The following is an 844-nucleotide window of genomic DNA, read 5'->3' as shown; positions in this document are numbered from 1 at the left end:
CCCGCCGCTGCCTGCCCGGACCCGGCAAGTGCGTCCTGCATGCCAAGTTCGGCCTGGGCGGCACCGTGGCGGGCCTTCAGCGTCTGGTAGCGGATGCCATTGTCTTCCACCCGGGTTTCGAGCCGCTGGAGGTTGGAGTCGAGCTGGCGCACCTGGGTGTCGAGATCATTCCGCTGACGGGTGAGGGTTTCGAGGCGCTTGGTGACGGCGAGACTTCGCCGCAGTGCCGCCCGGGCGGCTTCGTCGTCGCCCGCGTTGACCGCGCTGGACGCGCGGCGCTCAAGCTGGTCGAGCTCCGCCCGCGCTTCGCCCGCGAGCAGTTCAAGGCGGTGACGGTTGGCGGCCAGATCAGCAACACTGCGGCGGGCCTGATCCACCAGGTCGAGCTGCTGCCGGTGCGCTTGTTCAACGGTCTGGATGGGGTCGGTGGGCTTCTCCTTGGCAGCGGTCCGGTTGGCCCGGACGATGCGGGAAATGCGGCGGCCAATTGACATGGTGGTGGTTCCCTCAGCCTCTACTGGATTTGGTCGGGGGTGCCGTAGGACTTGCTCCACGCCTGCAGCACATTGATTTCGCGTGTGAGGTGGGTGCTGGCCCGCTGGATTTCGTTGGCACCGGTGGGCTGGCCCGCCTGCATCAACGACCGGCGGAGGTCAGCGGAGAGAGTGCCGTAGGACTGGACCTGCTCCCCAATCCGGCCGGCCAGATCCCGTTTGAGCTGCCGGTCGGGTTCGCGCTCGGCCATTCGCAGCTGGTTCTCGAGTGCCCGCTCCGCACGGAATAGGTCCTCGGCAACGATGGGAAGTTCACCGATCGGGCCGCCGCTCCCGGCTGCAGCATCGAG

Annotated in this window: 2 protein-coding genes; both read right to left on the bottom strand. The window is 67.7% G+C overall.

The annotated features are described in order from the left end of the window. On the bottom strand, positions 1-494 hold a 494-nt coding region (locus K728_RS0115055), incomplete at its 3' end, for a PspA/IM30 family protein (RefSeq protein ID WP_024477191.1). Between the two features lie 20 nt (positions 495-514). Further along, on the bottom strand, positions 515-844 hold a 330-nt coding region (locus tag K728_RS21350), incomplete at its 5' end, for a hypothetical protein (RefSeq protein WP_035748287.1).

Origin of the sequence: Arthrobacter sp. CAL618 (assembly GCF_000468215.1) — a bacterium.
Classification (GTDB): domain Bacteria; phylum Actinomycetota; class Actinomycetes; order Actinomycetales; family Micrococcaceae; genus Arthrobacter_D.
The sequence above is the reverse complement of the archived record's forward strand: the minus strand, read 5'-3'. Positions and strand labels throughout refer to the sequence as shown.